Below are 1,086 nucleotides of genomic sequence, written 5' to 3' on the forward strand. Positions count from 1 at the left end.
TCGCCCTTCCGCAGTTGCGCTTCACTTCGTTCGCTGTGGTCAGCTCACGGCGGGACTTTCACCCACAAGAGTGCGCCCATGCTGGGCGCACAAAAGAATAGCATCATCGATATGATGCAATCGTCCGTTTCGAGCATGTTAATACACTAATTACCAGCAAGTAAAGAGCACTAGCCAAGTGTACGGCGAGGGTGCCTGGTTCCATTTGCAATGGCCAGAATGGGTCGATATACTAAACCGCTCGCGCGGACCAACGGCCCAATCGCAAGTACGATCGGGCCGTCAAAACAACAGCGAAGCGGTATGACACCCGCGTCATTAATAAACTACCTTAACTGAACGGCATTACCAGACGTTGGGGCTGGTTTCGCCTTATCGCAGCTAAGGTCAAGGCAGCGCTTTAGCGTAGATTCAGCGCATTATTGGCGGTAAGGAATGGATCGAACGACTGTTGCACATTGCCCTCCAACAGCAGCTCCAGGCTGTACTGAATTTCCGAGCCGGCACTGTTGACACGCCCACCCCACACCGTACCTGCATACTGTGGATATTGACCCGGGTTGATCATGTTTGGAATGGCGGCGCCAGAGAAACCGAGGATGGCGACGTTTTCGCTCGGATCGATGGACACCACATTCCAGATGACGGTATCACCATTGGTGCAGGTGGTTAGCAGCTCGTTTCCACCTTCGTTACCGTTTCCTGAATATCCGGTGGTATCCACCATAAAGACGTATTGACTCAAGTTTCCGGTGGAAATTGCCATACCGACGTTCACCGCTACCAGCACATTAATTGTAGTCATGATTTACTTTCATTACGTGAAGTTTTAAGAAAAACCAGAGGTTTTAACACTGCAAGTGCAATACCTTTTTCAGCGAAGATCGGTTACGCCTCAGATGAAAGAAAGGGAGGGTGAGTTCTCATGCACTCGCTTGTAGTTATATAGAGTTAATTCCATTGATGTAAGTAACATTCATGTAACATGCAGGGTGACTGTTCAGCCGCTATGCGGCAAGCGGGATAGGATTACCGTTGAAGGCCCGGAGCAGAACCTCAAGCATGCCATGGCCTTGCTTGCGTAGC

The 1,086-nt window shown here is 50.3% G+C and carries 1 protein-coding gene; it reads right to left on the bottom strand.

Annotated features, from left to right (window positions below; all coding sequences use genetic code 11):
• Nucleotides 1-400 precede the first annotated feature (400 nt).
• Nucleotides 401-805, bottom strand: coding sequence for a hypothetical protein (locus ACFDR9_RS27745; protein WP_026132989.1), 405 nt, complete (start codon nucleotides 803-805; stop codon nucleotides 401-403).
• Between the last annotated feature and the right edge of the window lie 281 nt (nucleotides 806-1,086).

The sequence above is a fragment of the Janthinobacterium sp. CG_23.3 genome, from assembly GCF_046115965.1.
Classification (GTDB): Bacteria; Pseudomonadota; Gammaproteobacteria; order Burkholderiales; family Burkholderiaceae_D; genus Janthinobacterium.